The organism is Mesorhizobium sp. WSM4898, from assembly GCF_029625845.1.
Lineage (GTDB): Bacteria > Pseudomonadota > Alphaproteobacteria > Rhizobiales > Rhizobiaceae > Mesorhizobium.
In genome coordinates this window covers 252,848-275,745 of the sequence record NZ_JARTVQ010000004.1, presented here as the reverse complement: position 1 = coordinate 275,745, position 22,898 = coordinate 252,848, and the positions used below count along the sequence as shown (strand labels likewise).

The 22,898-nt window shown below is 62.1% G+C and carries 24 protein-coding genes and 1 tRNA gene; 9 read left to right on the top strand and 16 right to left on the bottom strand.

Translation table 11 applies throughout. The features are described 5' to 3' along the window. The 5 genes from P9228_RS20625 to P9228_RS20605 are packed head-to-tail and all read right to left on the bottom strand — an operon-like array spanning position 1 to position 3,667. The gene (locus tag P9228_RS20625) at positions 1-1,002 is read right to left on the bottom strand and encodes a branched-chain amino acid ABC transporter permease (protein ID WP_278055266.1); all 1,002 of its coding nucleotides are present in this window, start codon (positions 1,000-1,002) and stop codon (positions 1-3) included. Next, a complete protein-coding gene (locus P9228_RS20620) occupies positions 999-1,880 on the bottom strand; it encodes a branched-chain amino acid ABC transporter permease (protein WP_067327882.1) in 882 nt (293 codons plus the stop codon). The genes P9228_RS20625 and P9228_RS20620 overlap by 4 nt, the downstream gene beginning before the upstream one ends. Continuing rightward, positions 1,877-2,164 (bottom strand): hypothetical protein, encoded by a 288-nt coding sequence (locus P9228_RS20615; protein ID WP_067327883.1) that lies wholly within the window; start codon positions 2,162-2,164, stop codon positions 1,877-1,879. The genes P9228_RS20620 and P9228_RS20615 overlap by 4 nt, the downstream gene beginning before the upstream one ends. 1 nt (position 2,165) lies before the next feature. Next, on the bottom strand, positions 2,166-2,876 hold the full coding sequence (locus P9228_RS20610; RefSeq protein WP_066997920.1) for an ABC transporter ATP-binding protein: 711 nt from the start codon (positions 2,874-2,876) through the stop codon (positions 2,166-2,168). Then, positions 2,873-3,667, bottom strand: a complete 795-nt coding sequence (locus P9228_RS20605) for an ABC transporter ATP-binding protein (protein WP_245432996.1) — start codon at positions 3,665-3,667, stop codon at positions 2,873-2,875. The genes P9228_RS20610 and P9228_RS20605 overlap by 4 nt, the downstream gene beginning before the upstream one ends. A 354-nt stretch (positions 3,668-4,021) precedes the next feature. Between P9228_RS20605 and P9228_RS20600 the strand changes: the two genes are divergently transcribed. Continuing rightward, entirely contained in the window at positions 4,022-4,849 is an 828-nt protein-coding gene (locus P9228_RS20600; protein ID WP_278055258.1) for a hypothetical protein, read from the top strand. 34 nt (positions 4,850-4,883) lie between these two features. Next, positions 4,884-5,468, top strand: a complete 585-nt coding sequence (locus tag P9228_RS20595) for a YceI family protein (protein ID WP_095781687.1) — start codon at positions 4,884-4,886, stop codon at positions 5,466-5,468. A gap of 183 nt (positions 5,469-5,651) precedes the next feature. On the opposite strand, the gene P9228_RS20590 is transcribed toward P9228_RS20595, so the two are convergent. From P9228_RS20590 to P9228_RS20580, 3 genes are all read right to left on the bottom strand, one after another. Beyond that, positions 5,652-6,536, bottom strand: coding sequence for a methylenetetrahydrofolate reductase (locus tag P9228_RS20590; protein WP_278055254.1), 885 nt, complete (start codon positions 6,534-6,536; stop codon positions 5,652-5,654). 16 nt (positions 6,537-6,552) lie between these two features. Continuing rightward, positions 6,553-7,401, bottom strand: a complete 849-nt coding sequence (gene purU, locus P9228_RS20585; protein WP_278055252.1) for a formyltetrahydrofolate deformylase — start codon at positions 7,399-7,401, stop codon at positions 6,553-6,555. Positions 7,402-7,557: 156 nt separating this feature from the next. Then, positions 7,558-8,937 (bottom strand): aminomethyl transferase family protein, encoded by a 1,380-nt coding sequence (locus P9228_RS20580; RefSeq protein ID WP_278055250.1) that lies wholly within the window; start codon positions 8,935-8,937, stop codon positions 7,558-7,560. A 107-nt stretch (positions 8,938-9,044) separates the two neighbouring features. Between P9228_RS20580 and P9228_RS20575 the strand changes: the two genes are divergently transcribed. Further along, positions 9,045-9,944, top strand: coding sequence for a LysR family transcriptional regulator (locus P9228_RS20575; RefSeq protein WP_278055477.1), 900 nt, complete (start codon positions 9,045-9,047; stop codon positions 9,942-9,944). A gap of 54 nt (positions 9,945-9,998) precedes the next feature. Here the strand turns inward: P9228_RS20575 and P9228_RS20570 are convergent, their stop codons facing one another. After that, a complete protein-coding gene (locus tag P9228_RS20570; RefSeq protein WP_067327891.1) occupies positions 9,999-10,538 on the bottom strand; it encodes a cupin domain-containing protein in 540 nt (179 codons plus the stop codon). A 28-nt stretch (positions 10,539-10,566) separates the two neighbouring features. Beyond that, the gene (locus tag P9228_RS20565) at positions 10,567-10,920 is read right to left on the bottom strand and encodes a DoxX family membrane protein (protein WP_278055248.1); all 354 of its coding nucleotides are present in this window, start codon (positions 10,918-10,920) and stop codon (positions 10,567-10,569) included. 236 nt (positions 10,921-11,156) lie between these two features. On the opposite strand from P9228_RS20565, the gene P9228_RS20560 reads away from it, so the two are divergent. From P9228_RS20560 to P9228_RS20550, 3 genes are read left to right on the top strand one after another with little or no spacing between them, the layout of a single operon-like run. Continuing rightward, positions 11,157-12,254: an alcohol dehydrogenase catalytic domain-containing protein gene (locus P9228_RS20560; RefSeq protein WP_164746630.1), complete on the top strand. Its 1,098-nt coding sequence runs from the start codon at positions 11,157-11,159 to the stop codon at positions 12,252-12,254. Between the two features lie 19 nt (positions 12,255-12,273). Further along, complete coding sequence (locus P9228_RS20555; RefSeq protein WP_067327893.1) at positions 12,274-13,296, top strand: amidohydrolase family protein; 1,023 nt, start codon at positions 12,274-12,276, stop codon at positions 13,294-13,296. A 35-nt stretch (positions 13,297-13,331) separates the two neighbouring features. Further along, the gene (locus P9228_RS20550) at positions 13,332-14,003 is read left to right on the top strand and encodes a 4-carboxy-4-hydroxy-2-oxoadipate aldolase/oxaloacetate decarboxylase (protein WP_067327894.1); all 672 of its coding nucleotides are present in this window, start codon (positions 13,332-13,334) and stop codon (positions 14,001-14,003) included. 61 nt (positions 14,004-14,064) lie between these two features. Here the strand turns inward: P9228_RS20550 and P9228_RS20545 are convergent, their stop codons facing one another. The 4 genes from P9228_RS20545 to P9228_RS20530 all read right to left on the bottom strand — a co-directional run bounded on the left by P9228_RS20545 (position 14,065) and on the right by P9228_RS20530 (position 16,729). Continuing rightward, positions 14,065-14,700: a TetR/AcrR family transcriptional regulator gene (locus tag P9228_RS20545; protein WP_066997878.1), complete on the bottom strand. Its 636-nt coding sequence runs from the start codon at positions 14,698-14,700 to the stop codon at positions 14,065-14,067. Positions 14,701-14,831: 131 nt separating this feature from the next. Further along, the gene (locus tag P9228_RS20540) at positions 14,832-15,779 is read right to left on the bottom strand and encodes an ABC transporter substrate-binding protein (protein ID WP_278055243.1); all 948 of its coding nucleotides are present in this window, start codon (positions 15,777-15,779) and stop codon (positions 14,832-14,834) included. Positions 15,780-16,138: 359 nt separating this feature from the next. Then, positions 16,139-16,213, bottom strand: a tRNA-Gln gene (locus P9228_RS20535). Positions 16,214-16,384: 171 nt separating this feature from the next. Continuing rightward, positions 16,385-16,729 (bottom strand): VOC family protein, encoded by a 345-nt coding sequence (locus P9228_RS20530; RefSeq protein ID WP_066997872.1) that lies wholly within the window; start codon positions 16,727-16,729, stop codon positions 16,385-16,387. 218 nt (positions 16,730-16,947) lie between these two features. Between P9228_RS20530 and ppdK the strand changes: the two genes are divergently transcribed. The 3 genes from ppdK to P9228_RS20515 all read left to right on the top strand — a co-directional run bounded on the left by ppdK (position 16,948) and on the right by P9228_RS20515 (position 21,756). Beyond that, positions 16,948-19,632, top strand: a complete 2,685-nt coding sequence (gene ppdK, locus P9228_RS20525; RefSeq protein ID WP_095800265.1) for a pyruvate, phosphate dikinase — start codon at positions 16,948-16,950, stop codon at positions 19,630-19,632. A 406-nt stretch (positions 19,633-20,038) separates the two neighbouring features. Next, complete coding sequence (locus tag P9228_RS20520) at positions 20,039-20,857, top strand: glycosyltransferase family 9 protein (RefSeq protein WP_245322292.1); 819 nt, start codon at positions 20,039-20,041, stop codon at positions 20,855-20,857. Positions 20,858-21,009: 152 nt separating this feature from the next. Continuing rightward, positions 21,010-21,756, top strand: a complete 747-nt coding sequence (locus P9228_RS20515; RefSeq protein WP_170950236.1) for a polysaccharide deacetylase family protein — start codon at positions 21,010-21,012, stop codon at positions 21,754-21,756. A 77-nt stretch (positions 21,757-21,833) separates the two neighbouring features. Here P9228_RS20515 and P9228_RS20510 read toward each other — a convergent pair whose 3' ends face one another. Both P9228_RS20510 and P9228_RS20505 read right to left on the bottom strand, forming a co-directional pair. Continuing rightward, the gene (locus P9228_RS20510) at positions 21,834-22,223 is read right to left on the bottom strand and encodes a DUF427 domain-containing protein (RefSeq protein WP_278055238.1); all 390 of its coding nucleotides are present in this window, start codon (positions 22,221-22,223) and stop codon (positions 21,834-21,836) included. A 152-nt stretch (positions 22,224-22,375) separates the two neighbouring features. Then, positions 22,376-22,732, bottom strand: a complete 357-nt coding sequence (locus P9228_RS20505) for a hypothetical protein (protein WP_095777947.1) — start codon at positions 22,730-22,732, stop codon at positions 22,376-22,378. Between the last annotated feature and the right edge of the window lie 166 nt (positions 22,733-22,898).

Sequence of the window (22,898 nt, the reverse complement as noted above, 5' to 3'; positions counted from 1 at the left end):
TCATAACTTCCTCCCTGATTGGCTCATTGATCCGGCTTTGCCGTTGGCGTTCGACCGCGCCTTCAAGGCAGCGGCGAGTCTCTCCAGCAGACCGGCAACCCCTCCGCGCGCCAGAAGCATGATGCCGATCAGTGCCAGCGCGTAGATGACGTTGCCGAGTGCGAGATTGATGCTGGACGTCCATGTCGGGACGAAGGTGATGAACAGCCCGCCGATGAAGGCGCCGACAATGCTTGTCGAGCCGCCGATGATGCTCCCGATCACGATGGTGATGGAAAGTGAGGCGAGAAAGGACTGCGGGCTGATGAAGCCGTTGAGGATCGCGAAGACGCCGCCGCCAAGTCCGGCGAGCGCAGAGCTGATGGCGAACGCCCACAGCTTGGTCTTGGTCAGGTTGACGCCGAGAGCCTCCGCGATCTGCGGACTGTCCCGTTGCGCCTGGAGCGCGCGGCCGACGTCGCCGAGGAGAACGAGATAGACGATGAATGCCGCGACGCAGGCGCACCCCAGCGACACCAGATAGAGCCAGAGCTCGGAGTAATCGGCCAGGAACGCAGGCGGCTCCAGGGAATCGATCGGCAAGGCGGAGACTCCGCCCGTCCAACTGCCGAGCTTCAACAGAAGCTGCGGAAAGGCCGCCGCGACACCAAACGTGATGATCGCAAGTTGCAGCCCCTGCAGACGCAGGGCCGGCAGTCCGACGACGAGACCGGCCAGCGCGGTAAAAACAGCTGCCGCAGGCAGGGTCGCCAACGGGTGGACGCCATAGGTCGCGTTCAAGATGGCGGTGACGTAGGCGCCGATGCCGAACAGCGTCCCCTGGGCGAGGCAGATCTGCCCGGCAAACCCCATAAGCAGGTTGAGGCCAAGAATGGCGACCGCATAGGAGATGGCGATGCTCACCTGCTGCAACTGGAAGCCTGACAAAGTGGCCGGCAGCAATGCGGCGACCAGCACAAAACCAGCGGTTGCCGCGACCGTGCGCCGAATGTCGTTGCTCATAGCTTGGTGACCTTCTGTGAGCCGAACAGACCGACCGGCTTGACCAGCAGGACGAAAAGGGTGAGCCCGATCGGGACCGCGATGCGCATGTCCGCACCCAGAAAGCCGATGTAGTTGGCGCCAAGGCTCTCGCTGACGCCCACCAGAAGGCCTCCGGCTATCGCGCCGAGCGGACTGTCCCAGCCGCCAACGGTTGCCGCGGCAAGGCCGTAGAATAGGATCGGGGTCATCATGGTCGGGCTCAAAAACAGCCGTGGCGCGACCAGCACCGCCGCGATCATTCCGATCGCCGCGGCGAAACCCCAGCCGAGCATCAACATGCGCTCGACGTTGATGCCCACCAGAACGCTGCGAACGCGGTCGAAGGCCGCGGCACGCATGGAGAGCCCAAGCCTTGTGAAGGCGAAGAGGGAGGCGATGGCCGCGGCCAGGACAATGAGGATCAGCAAGGTACCGGCCGACGAAGCCAGCACCTGTACCTCACCGAGGCTGAAGCTGCCTTCGGGAAAAAGGCTGGGGAACGGCTTCTGCTCGGCGCCCCAGAGCCACGTCACCATCGCCTGGAAGAGCACAAACATGCCGAGCGTGACGACCACTGTCGCCTCGACTGGTGCTGCCAGGAGCGGGCGGACGAAGACCCGAAACGCCAAGATTCCCAGCACAAAGGAACCGGCCAGGCCGATTGCAATCGAAAGCCACAATGGCAGGCCCCACAGGCATAGCTGCCAGGTGCAGTATGCCGAGAAAGTCGCCATTTCGCCTTGACCGAAATTGACGACGTTGGTGGCGCGAAAGATCAACACCAGTGCAAGGGCAAGAGCCGCATAGATGGCGCCGGTGGCAAGACCGCTGAGGACGATTTGCAGGAAAAGGGTCAAGCCCAGCCTCCCAACTGCAACGCCGAGGCCGTCGACCTGCGCGCCTTCGATCCGAGAGCCTTGGCCAAGGGAACCCTGGCGTTTGAGGACGGGGAAATGGCGGTTACCACCATCAGGAATGGCAGTCCGGCGGTATCGTGAATGTCGATGAAGGAGGCTGCATCGAGGCGGTCGGCCGACGCCCGCCTTGTAAGACGCGAGACCAGCACGAGGGCAATGACCAGCACGGCGTAGACTCCGCCTGGGGCAATGCCGCAAACAATGATCTGGTAAAACGTCGCCACGTTAGTCCCCAAGGTAAGATTTCTGGATATGCTCATCTGCAAGTATCGCGCCGGCTGAGCCGCCGGCCACGATATGCCCGGCCTCGATGACATAGGCGCGGTCGGCGAACTTGAGCGACAGGTCCGCGTTCTGCTCCACGACCAAGAGCGTCAAGCCATCGATGTCGCGGAGTTCCTTGAAGATCGCGAATATTTCGCGCGTGATGACGGGTGCGAGACCCAATGACGGCTCGTCGCATAGCAGCAGTTTTGGCCGCGACATGAGTGCTCGCGCAACCGCGAGCATCTGCTGCTCGCCTCCGCTCAGATTGCCGGCCAGTTGGGAGCGTCGTTCGCGCAATCGCGGAAAGCGATCGTACCACCGCTCCTTGTCCTGTCGGACCTGGCGGGCATCGGAGACGATTGTGGCGCCCAGCGTCAGATTCTCGTCGACCGTGAATTCCGTGAAAGTGCCTCTGCCCTGGGGAATCTGCGCTAAGCCGCGTTGCAGACGCCGTTCCGGCGCCATCTTTTGCAAGTCGCTTCCCATATAGGCGATCTCGCCGGCCGAGCGGATCGTGCCCGAAAGCGCGCGCAGCAAAGTGGTTTTTCCCGCGCCATTGGCGCCGAGCAGGACGACGAATTCGTTCTGCGCGATTGCGAGCGAGCAGTCAAAAAGCGCCCGTACCTTGCCGTAGGAGGCCGAGAGATTGCGGACGTCAAGCAGTCTCACGTGCTCCTCCCGAGATAGGCGCCGATGACGGCTTCATTGGTCCTGATTTCTTCGGGGCGTCCTGACGCCAGATTTCGACCGAGGTGGAACACATGGATCCGGTCGCACAGGCTCATCACCAGACCCATGTGATGCTCGATCAGGAGGATCGAGAGCCTGCGGCTGTGCCGGATCGTATTGACGAGGGTGCCGAATTCGGTGACCTCGCCATGGGTCAGTCCGCCGGCCGGCTCATCCAGCAACAGGAGCTTGGGCTCGGCCGCCAGGGCGCGTGCGATCTCCATCCGCTTTTGCAAGGGATAGGGCAGGGAGTCAGCGCGCACGCTCGATAATGCGGCCATTCCCAATTCATCCAGAATTGATTCAGCCTTGCGGCGGACCGTCTTCTCCTCGGCCCACGCACCGAAGGGATTGAGAAGGGCACGCGCGACTTTTCCACCCATCTTGTGGTGTGCGCCGAGCATGACGTTCTCCAGGACGCTCAGCGAGCCGTATACGCCGACATTTTGGAATGTCCGAGCGATCCCGAGGCCGATGATGTCGCGCACCGCCGAATTGGAGATTATCCGACCCGACAGCTCTACGGTGCCGCGTTGAAGGCGTGCAAGGCAGGTGATGGCATTCAGGAAGGTGGTCTTGCCCGCGCCATTCGGGCCGATCAAGCCGCAAATCTCGCCATCGCCGACGTCGAGCGAGACATTGTCGAGCGCCTGCACGCCTCCGAAGCTGACCGATACGCCATCCGCCGCGAGCACAGGCAAATAGGCGTTGATATGTTCCTGCACAGCCACGCACTCCTCCCAGGCGTGTCAGCGGAACCGGCGCTTCCGCGTCTGTCCCACTTTAGATACCATATAGTATTTGAAGTCTGAGTCGTATGTCAACCGACTTCGCCGTTGCACCTGCACGAAGGCGAGGCGGGTTCCGGCCAGCTGCCCAGTCGGATTGACAAGGTTAGTGAGATACGCTTTGGTATTTGAAATCTGACCGGTATCCAGAAGGGGCCGGTCATGGAGAACTCAGACCGGGGAGGACGGTGTGACTTCATCCTGCCGCAAGGTGCCGCGAGCGTGTGCCCGCTATCCTGTAGCCAACAACGGCAATGCGACGTGATTGGCGTTGCCCGATCGCCGCAGGAGGCCGTTATGCTGGCGGTCGCCATTTGCGGCTTTTTGTCGTTCGCCTTGAGCGGCCTGATGCGATGGGGGCGCGTCGATCGCCGTTGGTACGATCTCTTGATCCCGCTCGGCTTCTTCCTGTCCTACTGGTTGACCTACAATCGCCTTCCCTCCTTCCCTCCGGTCGGCGCCGTCAACAAGGTGTTCTACCTGGCGGCGGTTGGATCGATCCTGGGCGTGGCGACGGAATGGACAGGCAGCCGCAGGCTCGGACAGTTGCTGTTGGCGGCAATGCCGGTCGCCTCAGCAGCTTACATCGGCGATACGATTGCCCTGGCGCAGCCTCTCGACCTGGTTGTCGCCGCTCTGGCCGGAGCGGCAGCGCTATATGCGCTTCATCGGGAAGCTGACTATCCCGATGAGGGATCAGGCCTGCGCCCTGCGATCATGCTCGCGGTTGCCAGCGCGGGCTTTGCTCCCATTGCCTTCACGGGGGCTTCATCATCCAGCCTGCAACTGTCTCTTGGCGTCGCCTTTGGCATCGCCGGCATCGTGGTTGGGCACCTGTCCCGGCCGAATTACCGCTTCGGATGGGCATCCTTGCTCGGCGGAGCGGCGGGCATGATGGCTGTGGCGCAGACCGTCGCGCTGATCACTCGTAAGATCGACCTTCTCGCCCTTGCGGTGCTCCTGCTGCTTTTCCTGGTCCCTTCGGCCTGCCGCGTGATCCTCGATCGTCTCGATCAGAAAACCCCTGCACTCGCCACGTCCGTCTTCGCAGGGTTTTGCCTGGTGCCGGCCGTCGCGGCAGTCGCAGTGATGCTGGCACGGAAGGGGTTCAGCCTTCCGCTGTGAATTCGCTTTTCGTGCATCAACAAAGGAGGATGGAATGAACTACAGACTGAAACTAGCTTTGCTAGCTGCACTCGCAACGGCGCCAATCGGGCCGGCAACCGCACAGCCGATCACGTTCGACATCGATCCGGTTCATTCCGGCATCGTGTTCTTCATCAATCATCTCGGCTTCTCCAACGTCATCGGCGTCGCAAAGGAGTTCTCCGGGGAATTCACCTTCGACAAGGACGCGCCTGAGGCCAGCAAGCTGCAGGCCAAGGTCAAGGTGTCCAGCATCTCCACCAACAATGCCCAGCGCGACAGCGACATCCAGGGCGCCGACTGGTTCAATGCCACCGAGTTTCCGGACATCACCTTCGTCGGCACCAAATTCACCAAGTCGAGCGACAAGCAGGGCACCATCACGGGCGATCTCACCATCGCCGGTGTGACCAAGCCGGTGACGCTCGACGTGACCTTCAACGGCCAGGGCAAGAACCCGTGGGACGGCAGTCTTGAGGCCGGCTTCAGCGCGACTGCCAAGTTGAAGCGCAGCGACTTCGGCATGACGGCCAATCTTCCCCTGATCGGGGACGAGGTCACGCTGCGCATTGAAACGGAGGGGCGCGGCCGCAGCTGACGGCGGCTTCGCGTTCTCCTGAGCGCGCCGGACGTCCTCGCGGATGTCCGGCGGTGCTGACTGATAGGCTGCGCGTGGCAATCGTGCCGCAACATTCGCCCATGTAGCGGCAACGAGAGACCATGGCGCGCCGACGATCGGCGCGCCATGGTCTGGCTCGGCTCTCGGGAGGTGGCTGCGCGCTTAAGCGATCGACGAGCGATCGTCGGCTTCGAGGTCTTGCCACGAGCCACGCTCGTAGAGCCACCTGGCCGTATTCTTGATGCCGCCAAACGGAAAGACATGCAGCTGCGCGATTGCCGACTCCGGCTTTGCCCGCAGATGGTGCTCGATCGGGCCGACGAAGCTCTCCGGCGAGTGACTGGTGGCAAGGGCGGCAAGCGAGGCGCTGCGCTTTTTCAAGAAATTCAGCGAATTGCCGACGCCGCACAAGGCGGCGTATTTTAGCAAGGTCGTGATCTTGGCGGGACCGGCAACGCCAAGATGGACCGGCAGGTCCGCCCCGGAAACCGCCAGGCCGTCCGCCCAGGCGATGAACTTGTCCGCGTCGAAGCCAAATTGGGTGACGACACGCATCTTTGCCCCGGTCCGCTCGGCCCAGGCGCTCTTCATCCGGAGCGCTGCAATCGCCGCCTCGTCGCCAAAGTCGCGACTGCCTTCCGGATGGCCGGCTACACCGATCTCGGTGATGCCGTACTTGTCAACGAAACCAGTCTCGAGCACCTCGAAAGAGGAGGAAAATGAACCGGCTGGGGTAGCCACGTCGCCGCCGATGATGAGCAAGTCGCGGACACCCGCTTCCTCAGCCAAAGCCTTCACCCGCGTTTCCAGCGCTTGGCGCGTGGTCAGTCGGCGAGCGGCCATATGGGGAACCGCGGTGTAGCCAAGGTCCGCGCCGCGACGCGCTGCCTTGACCAGAGTCGGCGTGTCCGCCAGGCCGATATCGGTGATGTAGACCCGGACCCCCGACGGGAAAAGGCCCGGCAGGTCAGGGGAGTCGATCACCTGGCTTGGCGCCATCTCGATCGAGGCGTCGATAGAGGAGGGGCGGATAGCAGCTTTTTCCATGCGCGTGGCTCCGTTGTTAGGCGAAGACGACGGTCTTGCGTCCATTGAGCAAGACCCGATCCTGAAGGTGGAAGGCGATCGCGCGGGCCAGCACGCGGCGTTCGATGTCCCGACCCTTGCGAACGAGGTCCTCGGGCGTGTCGGCATGGGTCACATGTTCGACGTCCTGGGCGATGATCGGACCCTCGTCCAAGTCTTCGGTGACGTAGTGCGCCGTTGCTCCGATCATCTTCACGCCGCGCTCATGCGCCTGGTGATAGGGCTTGGCGCCCTTGAACCCCGGCAGGAAAGAATGGTGGATGTTGATGCAGCGGCCGGAGAGATAGGCTGAGAAGTCGTCGGATAGGATCTGCATATAGCGGGCCAGCACGATAAGCTCGGCGCCGCTATCTTCGATCACGCGCTTGATCTTCGCCTCCTGGGTGGCCTTGGTCTCATGGCTGATCGGGAAGTGGTGGAAGGGAATGGTGTCGTCGGAGGTGAGGTTGAGACCTTCTCGCGGATGGTTGGAGATGATGGCGACAACCTGCATGGGCAACTCGCCCAGTCGTTGGCGGTAAAGCAGGTCTACCAGGCAGTGGTCGAATTTCGAGACAAGCAGCAGAACCTTGCGGGGCAGGTTCTGGGGCCGCAATGTCCATTGCAGGCCGAAGCGGTTGACCTCCTCGGAAAAACGCCCGGCGAGATCATCGAGGGGCGAAGGCAAATGGAACGCTACCCTCATGAAGAACCGATCCGTCTCGGAGTCGTCGAATTGCTGGGCCGCGGTGATGTTGGCGCCATGTGCTGCCAAACGGCTCGCCACGCCGGCGACGATGCCCGGCCGGTTCTTGCATTGGAGCGTAAGCAGATAGGACTTTTCCATACCCGGTCTCCGGGTTGACGGCCGAGCTGAAGGGCAAGGCGGTTTCTCGCGTCGCAAGGCGACACCGGCAGGAGGTCCCGCCAGTCTGTTGTCGTCGGGTGCGGTTGCCGTGAGGGGAGGGCGGCCGTGATGCCGCCCTCGGTTCAGGCGTGCGGCTTAGGCGTTCTTGCGATAGCTGGTGCGTGCGTGCGCGTCGATCGGCGCCGGGTGGACGGTGGCGCGGATCTTGAACTGCACGTGGTCTTCAACCTGCACCTTGGAGGATGGCTTGGGCTCACCCCAGACCACCACCAGTTCGGTGCCAGGCTCTGCCACTGCCGCATCCACGACCGCGATCGACATCATCGAACGGTAGTTGGCCGAGTATCCGGTATGAAGCGAACGCCCGGCCAAGCTTCCGTTTGGCGCCTCGACCCGGTCGTAGTGATAGGTCGCGTAGTGGGCGATCGGAAGGTTGATGAACTTCGCCCCGACACCTGGCTGGTACATCGAGGCCCACGCCTTGGCGACGTCGTCGCCGTTCCACTGCAGCGTCACCTTGCGGTTGGCCGTGGTCTGGTCGCCGGCGACCTGGGCCTCGAGGGCCTTGCGGCCGATGAAGTCGTGGTCGAATTTGACGATCTTTCCGTAGCCCACGTCGTAGGGCGAGAAGTAATAGTCCTCGATGTTCTCGGAAAAGAAGCTTCCGCCGAGAGACACATTGGCATCGATCTCGTCCGCGCCAAGCCACTTGCGGAAGCCCGCCGTGCTCTTGCCCGAGTAGAACGCCGGCAACGGGCGCGGAAGCCATCCGGACTCGAGCGAGTTGGTCAGGTACGCCCGGCCGCCGACCTGAATCATGTTGTGCTTTTTGCCCGCCTCGAGCAGAGCGGCCCGAACGACCTCATGATCGGCCCAGGGCCCGACGAACTCGAAGCCTGGTTCGCCCGCCATGCCGTGGCGAAGCGCGCGGACCATCTTGCCGGCGATCGTGAAGCGGGTGCCGTGGAAGAACTTCACATCCGGCGGCTCGCCGCCGATGAGTTCCCGGATCACGTTGAACGCGCCAGGTCCCTGGATCTCGTAGCGGTAGCACAGCGGATTTCCCTTGCGGGCATAGGACGGATTGTCCCGCACAAGCTCGACGTCGTAACCGCCGGTCTCGGCATGATATTGAAGCCAGTTGATCGTCGGCGGAATGCCCACCGCCTGGAATTCGTCTTCCTCATAGCGGAACAGGATGTTGTCGCCGATGAGCTGGCCCTCGTCGTTGACAGCTACATACTGCTTCGCGGCGTTGACGGGAAAGTATTCAACGCTGTTGATCGCCGTGTCGCGGATGAGCTTCAGCGCATCCTTGCCGCGGATGTTCAGGTCGGCGAGATGGTGCGACTGGTCATAGAGCACGGCGTTGCTGCGCCAAGCGAGCTGTTCGTCGCGCCAGTTGGTGAATTCCGCCGTCACCGGCGTGCTGACGATCGGCGGGCTCTGCGATTCCCAGAGCATGGTTTGGGCGCTTCCAGCGTCAGCGATCTTCTGTTCGAGATTAGCAGCCATTTTCAAACCTCCTGTGCAGCTCCTTTCCGGCTAAGCCCTTGCAGGACATCTAACAACCCAATAGGTTCGATACAGGTGATCGAAATTTTGCATAGAGAGTGGGCGTCATGCTGTCGGAGGAGCTTGCCCAGATCGACCTGAATGCCTTGCAGGCATTGGTCATGGTCCACGACTGCCGGTCCTTTTCAGAGGCGTCGGAGCGCCTCGGCGTCAACCAGTCGACGATCAGCTATTCGATCAAGCGGCTTCGAAAGGCCTTCAACGACCCGATGTTCGTTCGGCAGGGCAACTCGATCCTGTTGACGGACAAATGCCGTCAACTCGCCCAGGAAGCGCGCGATGTCCTCGAGCGCATGCAGGCGTTGTCCTCTCTGCAAGGTTTTGATCCCGCTACGTCCACGGGCAGCGTGACGATCTCCTGTAACCATCACGAGCGTATGTTCCTGATGCCGGCCTTCGTGCGCCAGGTCCAGCAGCAGGCGCCCCAGATCGCGGTCAACATTTTTGAATCCGCCGTCCACGGCAAGAAGCAGCTCAAGGAAAACATCTGCGATATCGTGCTTGGCCCGGTGGCGATTTTCGGCGATATCTACTACCGGCGCAAACTCTTCACCGACCGCTACGCTTGCATCATGGATTCCAGCCATCCGCTTGCGGCCGGCGAACTGACGATGGATCGCTACCGGCAGACGCGGCATATCGCCGTGACCCACAATGGCCAGTGGGAGGCATTGTACTTCGCGGCGCTTCGGGCAATCGACGTCAGGATTACGCCGAGCGTGATCGTGCCGAGCCACGACAATCTTGAAGCATTGATCCGGGGCACGGAGCTGGTCGCGACCATTCCCTATCGCCTGGCCCGCCGGCTTTCGGACAAGTTGACGTTAAAACCTTTCCCTCTCGAGGTGCTGATCCAGATCGACATGTATTGGACCGAGCGTTCTCACTATTCGGGCCTGCATGCGTGGACGCGCCAGATCCTCGCCGACGTGGCGGCAACGATCTGAGCGGTCCGAAGCCCAGCCGAGGCTGGTGTGGTCTCTGGGATGGTAACCGCCGCGTCAGACAGTGGCGCCGAGCATGATCACGGAGATCGTCGCCGGCTGGTCGCCTGGATTGCGCCATGCGTGACGAGTGCCCTGCTGGACTACGGTGTCGCCGGCATTTAGCTCGACAGTCCTGCCGTCATCGAGTTCCAGGATCAGTCTGCCCTTGACCACCGTGACGTAGTCGACGGTCGGGGTCTGGTGCATGCCAGGGCTGTCCGGCTCCATCCGCTCGGCAATGCCAGGTGACGCCTCGATGAGTTCGGGACCAGCTACCGCGGGGTTCCATTCCGATGACATGTAGACGCTGTCGGGAGGGAAAGTAATGATCCAGAACGATGATCCGCCTGCCGGCATGACCATGGTGCCGGTCGTCTCCATGGGGTCCTTGTTGTCGATGCTCCGCAGCTCTGGCGCCTCCTCGATTTTCCACTGTGGCGACGATACGAAACCTGGCGTGTGGCGCAGGACCATTTCCCCAGGGGAGGGACCGTCACTGACGACCACTGACTTACCGGCGTTGTCCCTGCCGGTGACGATGCGCCGAACCTGCATATCAAACCTCCCAGGTAGATGTTCAAAGTCACAGTGCCGAGAGGAGGCAAGCGAGCGCCCAAAAAAGCGGGAATTCCGGTCCCATCTGCTGCCAGCGCCATTTGGCGCCGTTGATCTTCACCACTGCGTAGGCTGCTCCGAGCAGCACGACGATCGCGCAACCGGTTGCTGCTTTCGAATAGACGTTGAAAATCATGCCGAGCGCGGCAAGCACCTCGAGGACGATTGTCAGGACAAGGAATGCCTTGCCAGGCTTCAGACCGGCCTTCTCAAATGTGACCGGCGCCTTATCGAAGTTCCTGACCTTCCCGATCAGATGCGGCAGGAACCAGACTCCACATAGGATCCTCAGGCAGTCCTGAGGCTGCAACTCGAACGGCATTGTACGTCTCCTCCCAGCAGCGTGACGGCTGCAGTCGTTGTGAGCGGGCCCGGTTTTGGCCGCCAGCCACCCTGCGAAATCGAGCGTAGGCCCGAGGGCAGCAGCGATGGTTGGTACCGGCACCGCAAATCGGGTCTTGCGTCTCCCAATCCAGATACTGTACGGTATCCACAGTCCAATCGGAATGTCAACTCGATCCGGTTTGGCGGTATTTGAGGAGGAACATCGTGACAGTGATGATGCGCGCCGCACGGTTGCATGCGGTAAACGAACCAATGCGGATCGAGGAGATCGCCAAGCCTCGAGCGTGCGGAACAGATGTCGTGGTCGAGGTCAAAGCCTGCGGTATGGTCCCGAACCTCGCCAACGTGCTGAACAACTGGGAGAACTGGTATCCTCACCAGCCGCTGCCCCCCAAGCCCGCGACGTTTGGCCTTGACCCCGCCGGCATCGTGCACGAAGTGGGCGAGCAGGTCGTTGCCTTGAAGCCCGGAGACCGTGTCTACGTCAATCCGTTGCGTTCGTGCGGTGCCTGCCACGCCTGCGCCAGCGGCAACCAGATGAAGTGCGACTACTTCACCTTCGCCGGATATTTCGGGTTCAATCGCAACAGCCTGGAAATCTACAAGCGCTATCCCGGCGGCGGCTTCGCTCAATTCATGCGCGCGCCCCAGAGCGCCATCGTCAAGATACCCGACAATATGACGTTTCCGCAGGCTGCCCGCATGGGCTATCTCGGCACGTCCTATTCGGCGCTCAAGAAGCTGGGCAACCTTGCGGGCAAGTCGCTGATCATCAACGGCGCGACCGGGACGCTGGGTGTCGGCGCCACCATGTTCGCGCTCGCCATGGGGATATCCACCATCTACGCGGTCGCGCGCGGCAAGCCATTGCTGGAAAAGCTGAAGCGCCTCGCGCCGAACCGGATCGAGATTTTTTCCAGCCTGGACGGCAAGGTCGCGGACTGGGTGCGCTCCAAGCACCACTCCGGCGCGGATCTCATGCTCGACAGCCTTGGCGCGGTGGCCGACGTCAACGCCATGAGGGACGCGATGATGGGCGTCAAACGCGGCGGCACCATCGTCAACATCGGCGGTACGGGCGCCGACATGCTGTTCAACACCAAATGGTGGATGGACAATTCGATGGTGCTCACCGGTTCGGCCTGGCTCAGCACCGCGGAGGGCATCGAGATAGCGGAGCTGGTCCGGTCTGGCGCGGTCGACCTGTCCGTGCTGGAAGCCCGCACCTATCCGCTGGACCAGATCAATGAGGCGATCAACGGCGTAGCCTCGGGCGACGGTGGCTTCACCAACTATGTGCTGGAGCCCTGAGCTGCGGTTGGAGAATGCCATGATAATCGACTGCCACGGTCACTACACCACCGAGCCCCCGGCGCATCATGCCTATCGCAAGGCCCAGGTGGCGTTTGCCGAGGGCCAGCGCGACGCAGGTCCGGTCTATCCCGCCATAAGCGACGAGACGCTTCGCGCGACCGTCGAAGAAAACCAGCTTCGTCTTCAGCAGGAGCGCGGCTCGGACGTGACAATTTTGTCGCCCCGGGCCTCGGGCATGGGTCATCATGTCGGCAGCGCTGCGCTGAATGCCGAATGGTCCCGTGTCTCCAATGATCTCATTGCGCGCATCGTGGACCTGTTCCCGCTGAACTTTGCCGGTGTCTGCCAGCTGCCGCAGTCGATGAGCGGTGACCTCGCTCCTGTGCTGGCTGAACTCGAGCGCTGTGTGGACGAGCTCGGCTTCGTCGGCTGCAATCTCAACCCCGATCCGTCCGGCGGCTTCTGGTCCGCGCCGCCAATCTATGACCGCTACTGGTATCCGCTCTTCGAGAGGATGGTCGAGCTCCAGGTGCCGGCCATGATCCATGTCTCGGGCGCGTGCTCGGACTGCCTGCACACCACCGGTGCGCACTACATCAATGCCGACACCACGGTGTTCATGCAGTTGATCCAGGGCGACCTGTTTCGCGCTTTCCCAGACCTCAAGCTAATCATTCCCCACGGCGGCGGCGCGGTTCCCTATCACTGGGGCCGCTATCGCGGGCTGGCAATCATGATGGAAAAGCCGGATCTCGCCACGCACCTGATGCGCAACGTCTATTTCGACACCTGCGTCTACCACCAGGCGGGGATCGACACGCTGTTTCGCGTGATCGGTCCGGACCACATCCTCTTCGGCTCGGAACTGCTGGGCGCGGTCAAGGCGGTTGACCCGCTGACCGGCTTCAACTTCGACGACACGCGCCGTTACATCGATGCTTTGGGCCTCGACGAAGCCGACCGCGCGGCGGTGTTCGAGGGCAATGCGCGCAAAGTCTACCCGCGGCTGGACGAGAGGCTCAAGCGACAGGGTCGCTAGCGAGGTCCGGCCGGCACGAATCTCTGGAGATATCAATGGCAAAAGTCGTGACAAACACCGAACGTACGCCGATCGAAGTGTGCGACGCACTGGGCGCGCTGGGGGTGGCAACCGTTCACGAGGCCCAGGGACGCAAGGGGCTGCTGGCCTCGCGGCTGCGTCCCATCTATGACGGCGCCAGGATCGGCGGCAATGCGCTTACCTGCGAGGTGGCGCCGGGCGACAACTGGACCATTCATGTTGCATTGGAGCAGGCGCGGCCGGGCGATGTGCTCGTCGTGACTCCGATCTCTCCATGCGAAGACGGATTTTTCGGCGACCTTCTGGCTGAATCGGCGATGGCGCTCGGCATCCGAGGCCTCGTGATCGATGCCGGCGTGCGCGATGTGGCTGCTTTGCGAGCGATGAAGTTCCCGGTCTGGTCGAAGGCGATCTTCGCTCAGGGAACGGTAAAGGAGACGCCGTGCGATTGCCAGGTTCCGATCATCTGCGCCGGTGCCCGCATCTGCCCTGGCGACGTGATCGTCGCCGATGATGATGGCGTCTGCGTGGTGCCCCGTGCCAATGCCGAGTTGGTTGCGAGAACGGCACGAGAGCGGGAGGCGGCCGAGGAAGACAAACGTCGCCTCTACGCTGCAGGCAAGCTCAGCCTGGACGTCAACTCAATGCGCGAACGGCTGCGCTTGAAGGGACTTGTCTACGAATAGGCACCCGACGTCCACGAAGGAGAATCGGTCGGCCTTCCAACGTGGCGTGGCATGGTTCGCGTCAGGACGCTGCAGTCCGCTTGCGCACGGCCTTTCCGTTCTTGTGCCTAAAAAGATGAGCCTCGTGCATCGACGTCAGCGCGACCCGCACCATTTCGCCGGGCGCCCTGTCGTCCATAAAACTCGACATGCCGCCATAGACGAGTTCGAGGACGATACCGCCGACATAGAGTGGCCGGGGTTCCGCATCCCCATACGGAAACAGCTTCTCCGACAACAGCCTGCCCAGCCCTTCCCACTGGTCCCTGAACAGGCGCAGGTGCCGATCCTCCAGCGTGTTGTCGCGGCGCGCGATGCGCAGCAGGTCGATGGCCAGCGTTCCCCAGCGCTTGTCCTTGGCGCGTTGGTTGGCCCATTCGCAAATGGATTCGATGACATCCTTCGGCTCGTCAACGCTGCGAAGCCTTTCGGTCAGTTCGACCACATCTCCGCCGGCGTTGCGCTCCAGCAGTTGCAGGAAGATGTCTTCCTTGTTCGTGAAATTGGAGTAGAAGGCCCCCTTCGAGAAGCCGGCCTCCTCTGCGATCCGCTCGATCGATGCGCCGGAATAGCCGTCTCGGGCCACCATCTCGCTGGCCGAAGCCAAAAGCTTTTCGCGCGTCAAGGCTTGGCTTTGTTCACGGGTCAGTCGCGCCATCTTTGATCATCCAATGAACGTATCGGGATACCCAGCGTATCTGAGCAAGCAACTTAGGGTCGTCGACCTCCAAGGGCAAGCGAAGGTGAGGGGTCAGTTGCGGGATTGCTTTGGTGCACGGCAGGATGGGTTCAGCCGATAGTGGTGCAAGCGGCGTCGAGGTAAGAAGCATCGAAGGCGTGCAGCGCTTGGCTCCGAAGGGCCTCATCGAGCAAATGCGCGCGGATCATCAGGTCGATCGTCGTGCGCAATGCGTTTGCCGGCACGGCCAGCTTGTCCGGCCACATGCCCATGTCACGCATGTATCCTAGAGCACGATTGGCCAGGGTGGAGCTTTCCGGCGTGGTGATGCGTTGGAAGATCGGCAATGTTACGTCCTGCCGCGCCGGTTCATTGGTGATCGCATGGGCCTTAATCAGGGCGTTGATGAAGCGTATGACCACATCTCGATTGGCTTGCAGCCACGATGATCGGCCGATGACCGCGGTGAAGAGGATCTCGGGTATGAACTCATTGACCTCGCCGATCAGCTTGTAGCCTTGGTCCTCGGCCAGGAAGTTCCACGGCGCGGGCTGGGGAGCACAGTCGACTTGCCCGGCCTGCAGCGCCTCCCACCGTTTGGTATGAATACCCGCAAGCACGAATTCGTAGTCGGCGGGGTAGTGCAGTCCTTGGGAAGCCAGCACAATCTGCGTGTAAATCGCAGTACCCTCGGTGAGCGAGGACGTGCCGATCCTCTTTCCTCGAAGGTCCGCCAGGGTGGCGATTTCTGGCCGCGCCACGAGAGACATCGGCAGCCGCACTGCATTGGCCGCAACAATGCGCAGTTCTCCACCGTTCACGAAGTCCGCGACTGCTCCTTCTGGCGGCGTAATCGCAAGGTCGGCCTCACCCTCAAGGACAGCTCCCGTTGCCTTGTCGACGCTGCCGAAGCGCTTGTATTCGATGGCAATGCCGTGCTTGCCGAATAATCCCAACTCGTCTGCAAGGAAGACCGGAAGCCAATTGAATCCCTGCGCTCCGCCCGCGAGGCGAAGCTGGGCAGGCGTGGAAGGATCAGCTGTCGTGTTTTCGGCCATTGGCTCCTCCCGCCGGTATTCAGCACTGGGCGTTTAAATACTATAGGTATTGGAATTCTAAGCGGTATGTCAATCGGCCGCGCTTTTTTCCTCGCAGCCCGGCTGACTGAGCTACCGTGAACAATGGTCCGCGTGCTCTCGATCGCGAAAAGCGGCCAACAGGGGCTACGGCCCTTGGCACCATACTGCACATGCTATCGTGAATTCGAAGCGGTCCTAAACGGCGCCGCTTCTCTTAAGTCCAGTTCCGGACGCCAGATTCTTGCTGCCGGTCCACGCAATCCAAGGCCCTAGCCGAGTGCCCTAGACGAAGACCTGATCGATTTAGCTAAATCATTGAATAAAAGATAAAAAATGGTTGGCTGGGGCGCCAGGATTCGAACCTGGGAATGTCGGTACCAAAAACCGATGCCTTACCACTTGGCGACGCCCCAGCAGCCGGGCGGTGCCCGCTGCGCGCGGCCTTATAGGACGAGCCGGTCGAAAGCTCAATGCTTGGACCGCTGACATCCAAAGTAATCTTGCCGCATGTCTGCGCCGGCGGATTGCCGCCGCGTTCGGGCGTAATCTGGAGGGGAGATCGATCCGGCGACCGGAATTGCCGGCTATTCGCCCCACACGGCCAACTCGTTGCCGGCCGGGTCGGTGAAGTGGAACCGCCTGCCGCCTGGGAAGGAAAAGATCGGCTTGATGATGCTGCCTCCGGCATTCTCAACGGCCTCCAGCGTCTCCTCCAGGTTTTCGGAATAGAGCACGGGCAGCGGTCTGGCGGGCGCTTCGCCCGCGTCGGCCTGGAAGCCGCCGTCGAGCCCCTCGGCAAAAGCGGAGTAAGTTGGCCCGTAATCGGTGAAAGACCAGGAAAACGCCGCGCTGTAGAAGGATTTGACGCTGTCCAGCGTGCCGCCGGTGGCCGGAAGTTCCAGATAGTCGAGTTTTCCCTCGAGTTTCATCGCGCTACTCCACTTTGTTCTTGTTGTGTTCTATCTCGCGCAACTCACACCGGCAAGTCTTTTTGACGCAGCTTTTGCTTAATCGATTGTAGTCGCGGCGCTTGCTTTGCCGGCGCTTGCCTTTCGCAATGCAGCATCTTATCGCTCGGATCGGAAGGGCGGGGACCGGGGCCTTGGCCCGGGTGTTGTCTATCTTCCAAGGGACCTGGAGGGCATTCATGACCAAGTGGGTTTACACCTTCGGCGACGGTGCCGCTGAAGGCCGAGCCGGTGATCGCAACCTGCTCGGCGGCAAGGGCGCCAACCTTGCCGAGATGTGCAGCCTCGGCCTGCCGGTGCCGCCGGGCTTCACTATCACCACTGAAGTCTGCAATGCCTATTACGCCAACGGCCGCACCTATCCGACCTCGCTTGAAGCGGATGTCCTTGCGGCGCTCGACCATATCGGCAGGCTCACCGGCCGCAATTTCGGCGATCCGTCGAAGCTGCTTCTGGTCTCGGTGCGCTCCGGCGCCCGCGCTTCGATGCCAGGCATGATGGATACCGTGCTCAATCTCGGCCTCAACGACGAGACGGTCGAGGCGCTTGCCGCCGATTCCGGCGATGCCCGCTTTGCCTATGACAGTTACCGCCGCTTCATCCAGATGTATTCCGACGTCGTCATGGGCCTCGATCACGAGGTTTTCGAGGAAATTCTCGAGGACCAGAAGGCGAGCCTCGGCCATGAGCTCGACACCGAGCTGACGGCCATCGAATGGCAGGGTGTGATCGCGCTCTACAAGGCCAAGGTCGAGGAGGAGCTCGGCAAGCCGTTCCCGCAGGACCCGCGCGAGCAGCTCTGGGGCGCCATCGGCGCCGTGTTTTCGAGCTGGATGAACAACCGCGCCATCACCTACCGTCGCCTGCACGACATCCCGGAAAGCTGGGGCACGGCGGTCAACGTCCAGGCCATGGTGTTCGGCAATATGGGCGACACCTCCGCCACCGGCGTTGCCTTCACCCGCAATCCCTCGACCGGCGAAAAGCAGCTCTATGGCGAATTCCTGGTCAATGCGCAGGGCGAGGACGTGGTGGCCGGCATCCGCACGCCGCAGAACATAACCGAGGCCGCGCGCATCGCTGCGGGCTCTGACAAGCCCTCGCTGCAGAAACTGATGCCGGAAGCTTTCCAGTCCTTCGTCGATATTTCCGACCGGCTGGAGAAGCATTACCGCGACATGCAGGACCTCGAATTCACCATCGAGCGCGGCAAATTGTGGATGCTGCAGACCCGCTCCGGCAAGCGTACCGCCAAGGCGGCGCTCAGGATTGCCGTCGAGATGGCGAAAGACGGGCTGATCACGAAAGAGGAGGCGGTTGCCCGCATCGATCCGGCCTCGCTCGACCAGCTCCTGCATCCGACCATCGATCCCAAGGCGGCGCGCGACGTCATCGGCGTCGGCCTGCCGGCCTCGCCGGGCGCGGCCACCGGCGAGATCGTCTTCTCCTCCGGTGAGGCCGAGGATGCCAAGGCGCAAGGCCGCAAGGTCATTCTCGTGCGCGTCGAGACCAGCCCGGAGGACATCCACGGCATGCATGCCGCCGAAGGCATCCTCACCACGCGCGGCGGCATGACCAGTCATGCCGCCGTGGTGGCGCGCGGCATGGGCAAGCCCTGCGTCTCGGGCGCCGGCTCGCTGCGAGTCGACTACAAGGCCGGCACGCTGATCTCGATGGGCCAGACCTTCCGCAAGGGTGACATCATCACCATCGACGGCGGCAACGGCCAGGTGCTGAAGGGCGCCGTCGCCATGCTGCAGCCGGAGCTGTCCGGTGACTTCGCCGCCATCATGGAATGGGCCGATGCCGCGCGCCGCATGAAGGTGCGCACCAATGCCGAGACGCCGCTCGACGCGCGCATGGCGCGCTCCTTCGGCGCCGAAGGCATTGGCCTTTGCCGCACCGAGCACATGTTCTTCGAAGGTGACCGCATTATCGCCATGCGCGAGATGATCCTGGCCGACACCGAGAAGGACAGGCGCTCGGCGCTCGACAAGCTTCTGCCGATGCAGCGTTCGGATTTCCTCGAGCTGTTCGAGATCATGGCGGGCTTGCCGGTGACGATCCGCCTGCTGGACCCGCCGTTGCACGAATTCCTGCCCAAGACCGACGCCGAGCTCGCCGAGGTCGCGACCGCCATGAATGTGCCGGCGGACAAGCTCAGGCAGCGTACCGAGGCGCTGCATGAGTTCAATCCGATGCTCGGGCATCGCGGCTGCCGTCTGGCGGTCTCCTATCCCGAGATCGCCGAGATGCAGGCACGCGCCATTTTCGAGGCGGCGGTTCAGGCCGGCCACAAGGCCGGCGCGCTGGTGGTGCCCGAAATCATGGTGCCGCTGGTCGGCCTCGTGAAGGAGCTGCAATACGTCAAGGCGCGCATCGATGCCGTCGCGCAAAGCGTCATGCAGGAGACCGGCACCAAGATCGACTATCTTACCGGCACCATGATCGAGCTGCCGCGCGCAGCCATCCGCGCCCATGTCATTGCCGAAGCGGCCGAGTTCTTCTCCTTCGGCACCAACGATCTGACCCAGACGACTTTCGGCATCTCGCGCGACGATGCGGCCTCCTTCCTTGAAACCTACCGGCAGAAAGGTATCATCGAACAGGATCCGTTCGTTTCGCTGGACATCGACGGTGTCGGCGAACTGGTGCGGATTGCGGCGGAAAAGGGCAAGGGAACACGACCCGACATCAAGCTCGGCATTTGCGGCGAGCATGGCGGCGACCCGGCCTCGATCCGCTTCTGCGAAGAGGTCGGCCTCGACTATGTGTCATGCTCGCCTTACCGTGTACCGATTGCCCGGCTGGCTGCGGCCCAGGCGGCCGTGGAGGCCGCGAAGGGAAGAGCCAAGCGCGCCTGAACGGCGCGCTCCATCTTACGATTTCGTATGGAAACTCACGCGAACGTGCGCGCGCTGGTTCTCAATCTCGACATCGTTCCTGGGCAGTTTCTGGTTCCGAATTACTCGGGGCGTGAAACAGATGTTGCAGATTTCCCCCACCTCTTTCCGATCGATCCTGATCATGCAGACCAAGTTCATAGGCGACATCGTGCTTGCCTCTGCCTTGGCGAAGAACCTTCAGCTCGAATATCCAGGTGTGAAGGTCGTGTTCCTGTGCGATGCCAGGTTTGCTGGATTTCTAACAGCGCATGGCATCGCAGCCGAGGTCGTTTCGTTCAGCCGTGCCGGCATGCGCGGCACGCCGCTCCAGCGCGGGCGCGAGCTTGTCCGGGTTGTGCGAACTTTGCGGCGGCACCGCTTCGACATGGTCATCGACATCACCGATTCCAAGACTTCGCGGCTGGTGTCCGGATTGGTCCGTGCCCCGATTCGTGTCGGCCACTATCCGACGGAGCGACCTCTGCGCTGGCTTGAGCGCCAGCCTGCCAATGTCAGGATGAAGCCGTACGGATTCGGCGAAAAACATTATCTCTTCCGCTATTTGTCGCCGCTCGAGGTGCTCGGCGTCGACCTGCGCGTCAGGGCACCGGCTATCCGTCCGCTGCCCTTCGAAACGACGCAAGCGCTCGCCTTGCTGAGCAAGCATCATTTGCGGCCAAATGCCTTCGTGGCGGTGCATGCGGGGGCGAGCTTCATCGGGCGTCGCTGGCAGCCGGAGCGCTTTGCGGCCGCGATCGAACGGATATCGTCCGAAACTGGCCTGGACGCTGTGCTGATCGGCGGCCCTGATGAGCACGAGGCGGCGGACAAGATCGTGGCGGCAGCGAAAACGCCGGTCGTCAATCTGGTCGGCACGCTCTCGCTCGAAACGTTGCTGGCGCTGCTCAAGGAGGCCAGGTTATTCCTCGGCAATGAGAGTGGCCCGATGCATATGGCGGCCGCAGCCGGCACTCCGGTCGTTGGTCTGTTCGGCCGGACCAATCCGGTTCGATGGGGCCCGGTCGGGGTCCCCAGCATCTCGTTGCGCCCCTCCATGCCCTGCGATTGCGTCGGCGGCGACCTGTGCCGTCGGACCGATTCGAGCAAGGCATGCTGTGTCTGGCGCCTTGAAGTGGATTCCGTGGTCGAGGCGGTGCGCGAACTTTTGGCGCGTACCGACGTGGCGCTTGAGCAGGCGGTCTAGCTCAAGTCTGCTAAAGGCGTGTTGAGCTTTTACAGCTACTCTCCATGCAAATTGTCGCGCGGTGGCTTTTCGGATGCGAACCGTTCCGATTTTCGCCTAGATGCGCGTCTTGTTGACGCCATCTTGCGGTTGAGCGGCTTGACGGGCCGGGCATGGGAATGACGGGTTTGCTTCAAAAATCTCTTTGCGCGATCGCGTTGTCGCTTGTCGTGGTCTCGGCTGGCAATGCCGGGACGCTGGTCGAACCGACGTTGCATCTGACGCCGCAAGGCGGCGGTGGCCGTGTCGCGCTCACGCTGGACGCCTGCGGCGGGAAGACCGATACGCGCATTCTTTCGGCCCTGGTAGAAAACAAAATTCCCGCGACTATCTTCGTCACCGGCATCTGGCTGAAGCGCAACGCCGCCGCTGTCGGGATCATGCGCGCGCATCCTGATCTGTTCGAACTGGAAAACCACGGTGGCCGCCACATCCCGGCGGTCGACACGCCCCGCAAGATCTACGGCATCAGCAGTGCCGGCAGTCCTGATGCCGTTCAGGCCGAGGTCGAGTCGGGTGCCGCGGCGCTTGCGAGCGCCGGCGGCCCGCCGCCGAAATGGTTTCGCGGCGCCACCGCCGAATACAGCCCGTCGGCGATCGCCATGATCCGCAAGCTGGGCTTCAAGGTCGCGGGCTTTTCCGTCAATGGCGACGGCGGCTCACTGCTCGGCGCCAAGGAAACTGCCCGGCGCATCGCCGCTGCCAAGGATGGCGACGTCATCATCGCTCACATCAACCAACCGACCCATGCCGCGGGCGAGGGTGTCGTCCAGGGCCTGCTCGCCCTGAAGCAGAAGGGCCTGACCTTCGTTCGGCTGGACGACGCCGACGACGTCGGCAACGACGGCACCACGGATTGATCCGTGGCGGAGGTTGATGACGACGGCTGGGAGGCTCAGCGACCTCGGAGATCCGCGATGCTTTCCGCCGCAGTCTATCACTCCGGCTTAGTCTCGACCGTCACCTTGCCCGTATAGAACGCGCCGTGATCGCGGATCTCGACCACTTCGTCGAAAGGCTGCTCATAGGCCCACATCGCGTCCCTGCCGCTGTCGCCGGCCGGCAGCACGCTCCAATAGCTCGCGTTGCCGTTATAGGGACAATGCGTCGAATGCTCGGTCCTGGCGAGCTTGCTGAGATCGATATCGTCGAACGGGATGTAAAAAACCGCTGGGTAGGGCGGTTCCGACAAGAGCCTGGCCCGGGTTGACCTGGCGATGACGACGTCGCCGGCGCTGACCGTGACGGCGCCGCGATAAGGCTCGATCGTTATCACCTTGTCGGGATTGCGCTGAAAGCCGGGGGCGGGGTTGGCACGCTTGTCCAAGACGGGTCTCATCGGCAGTTTGAGGAAGGTGCGCGGCGGTTTTTCCGTTCGGAACCGCTCTCGTCCGTCAAAGGTGGATCGGCCCGACGCCTCGCGCAAGGCGGCGCGATGACGCGTCGCGTGCAGCGAAATAATGTTCTAACCGCCGACAGTCAGGCGGCGGCCTTGAATGCGTCCATGAGGCCGGCATAGGCGGCAGCGATGCCGGCGACCGGATTGCTGCTTCTCGCCGCTGTCTCGACCTTCAGCGCGCCGCCGGCGGTCGGCAGCGTGAGCAGCAGGAACTGGCGGTTGCCGCCGTCGCCGACGCTTGCGGCAGCGACATGCTGGCCTTCGCCGTCATTCTCGACGCACATCTTGAACAGCAGCGTTCCGCCGACGGCCTCCAGCGCGCCGCCGACGACTTCGGCAAATTCATCGTCGGAAACGGTTTTGGAGTCCGGCGTCAGATCGTCCAGACTTTCGGCAAGCGTGCTTTCGAGGGCTTTTTCATCGAGCTGCACGTCCATGCGAATCTCTCCATTCCCCAATCTCACCCAGCCCATTAATGAATCTTAACGGCGACGATGGCCGGATTATGGCGGGTTTCACGGGTCATTCCGCCCATCCGACCGCCTTGGACTTATGGTGGCTGGACAATCCGCCGGATCATTCCACAATGCGTGAAACAATGAC

What these genes read in the sequence shown, in the direction of transcription:
- P9228_RS20515 (WP_170950236.1), top strand. Translation starts at nt 21,010, where the DNA reads ATGGGAATGACGGGTTTGCTTCAAAAATCTCTTTGCGCGATCGCGTTG.
- P9228_RS20625 (WP_278055266.1), bottom strand. Translation starts at nt 1,002, where the DNA reads ATGAGCAACGACATTCGGCGCACGGTCGCGGCAACCGCTGGTTTTGTG.
- P9228_RS20580 (WP_278055250.1), bottom strand. Translation starts at nt 8,937, where the DNA reads ATGGCTGCTAATCTCGAACAGAAGATCGCTGACGCTGGAAGCGCCCAA.
- P9228_RS20560 (WP_164746630.1), top strand. Translation starts at nt 11,157, where the DNA reads ATGATGCGCGCCGCACGGTTGCATGCGGTAAACGAACCAATGCGGATC.
- purU (WP_278055252.1), bottom strand. Translation starts at nt 7,401, where the DNA reads ATGGAAAAGTCCTATCTGCTTACGCTCCAATGCAAGAACCGGCCGGGC.
- P9228_RS20530 (WP_066997872.1), bottom strand. Translation starts at nt 16,729, where the DNA reads ATGAAACTCGAGGGAAAACTCGACTATCTGGAACTTCCGGCCACCGGC.
- P9228_RS20595 (WP_095781687.1), top strand. Translation starts at nt 4,884, where the DNA reads ATGAACTACAGACTGAAACTAGCTTTGCTAGCTGCACTCGCAACGGCG.
- P9228_RS20600 (WP_278055258.1), top strand. Translation starts at nt 4,022, where the DNA reads ATGCTGGCGGTCGCCATTTGCGGCTTTTTGTCGTTCGCCTTGAGCGGC.
- ppdK (WP_095800265.1), top strand. Translation starts at nt 16,948, where the DNA reads ATGACCAAGTGGGTTTACACCTTCGGCGACGGTGCCGCTGAAGGCCGA.
- P9228_RS20565 (WP_278055248.1), bottom strand. Translation starts at nt 10,920, where the DNA reads ATGCCGTTCGAGTTGCAGCCTCAGGACTGCCTGAGGATCCTATGTGGA.
- P9228_RS20540 (WP_278055243.1), bottom strand. Translation starts at nt 15,779, where the DNA reads ATGGCCGAAAACACGACAGCTGATCCTTCCACGCCTGCCCAGCTTCGC.
- P9228_RS20575 (WP_278055477.1), top strand. Translation starts at nt 9,045, where the DNA reads ATGCTGTCGGAGGAGCTTGCCCAGATCGACCTGAATGCCTTGCAGGCA.
- P9228_RS20570 (WP_067327891.1), bottom strand. Translation starts at nt 10,538, where the DNA reads ATGCAGGTTCGGCGCATCGTCACCGGCAGGGACAACGCCGGTAAGTCA.
- P9228_RS20505 (WP_095777947.1), bottom strand. Translation starts at nt 22,732, where the DNA reads ATGGACGTGCAGCTCGATGAAAAAGCCCTCGAAAGCACGCTTGCCGAA.
- P9228_RS20590 (WP_278055254.1), bottom strand. Translation starts at nt 6,536, where the DNA reads ATGGAAAAAGCTGCTATCCGCCCCTCCTCTATCGACGCCTCGATCGAG.
- P9228_RS20520 (WP_245322292.1), top strand. Translation starts at nt 20,039, where the DNA reads ATGGTCATCGACATCACCGATTCCAAGACTTCGCGGCTGGTGTCCGGA.
- P9228_RS20550 (WP_067327894.1), top strand. Translation starts at nt 13,332, where the DNA reads ATGGCAAAAGTCGTGACAAACACCGAACGTACGCCGATCGAAGTGTGC.
- P9228_RS20555 (WP_067327893.1), top strand. Translation starts at nt 12,274, where the DNA reads ATGATAATCGACTGCCACGGTCACTACACCACCGAGCCCCCGGCGCAT.
- P9228_RS20545 (WP_066997878.1), bottom strand. Translation starts at nt 14,700, where the DNA reads ATGGCGCGACTGACCCGTGAACAAAGCCAAGCCTTGACGCGCGAAAAG.